The 834-nt window shown below is 66.8% G+C and carries 1 protein-coding gene; it reads left to right on the top strand.

What is annotated here, in order from left to right; genetic code table 11:
• Positions 1-785: adenylyl-sulfate kinase (gene cysC / locus HP547_RS29030; protein WP_172288945.1), on the top strand; the 785-nt coding region annotated here is incomplete at its 5' end.
• Between the last annotated feature and the right edge of the window lie 49 nt (positions 786-834).

Raw genomic sequence — 834 nt, 5'->3', positions numbered from 1 at the left:
TGGATGTGAACACCCTGGAGAAGGACGCTGCCAGCGCCCTGCAGCTGAACGAGATCGGCCGCGTCAAGGTGTCCCTGGATAGCGCCATCGCCCTGGACGGTTACGACAGCAACCGCACCACCGGCGCGTTCATCGTCATCGACCGCCTGACCAACGGCACCGTCGGCGCCGGCATGATCATCGCCCAGCCCGTCCTGCCGCATGGCAGCACCGGGCAGCATGGCAAGCAGGCCCACGTGTCCACCGAAGAGCGCGCCATGCGCTTCGGCCAGCAGCCAGCCACCGTGCTGTTCAGCGGCCTGTCCGGCGCTGGCAAGAGCACCCTGGCCTATGCCGTGGAGCGCAAGCTGTTCGACATGGGCCGTGCGGTGTACGTGCTCGATGGTCAGAACCTGCGGCACGACCTGAACAAGGGCCTGCCACAGGACCGCGCCGGCCGTACCGAGAACTGGCGCCGCGCCGCCCATGTGGCGCGCCAGTTCAACGAAGCCGGCCTGCTGACCCTGGCCGCATTCGTGGCCCCGGATGCCGAAGGCCGCGAGCAGGCCAAGGCACTGATCGGCAAGGAGCGCCTGGTGACCGTTTACGTCCAGGCCTCGCCGCTGGCCTGCCGCGAGCGTGACCCGCAAGGCCTGTACGCTGCCGCTGGCGACAACATCCCGGGCGAAAGCTTCCCGTTCGATGTGCCGCTGGATGCGGACCTGGTGATCGACACCCAGTCCACCAGCGTGGACGAAGGCGTGAAGCAGGTGCTGGACGTGCTGCGTCAGCGTGGCGCGATCTAAGCGCTGGCCCGCAATTAAAAAACCCGCTTCGGCGGGTTTTTTTTGTTGT

Origin of the sequence: Pseudomonas sp. CM27, from assembly GCF_013179515.1 — a bacterium.
GTDB lineage: Bacteria > Pseudomonadota > Gammaproteobacteria > Pseudomonadales > Pseudomonadaceae > Aquipseudomonas.
This window is presented reverse-complemented; position numbering and strand designations above follow the sequence as displayed.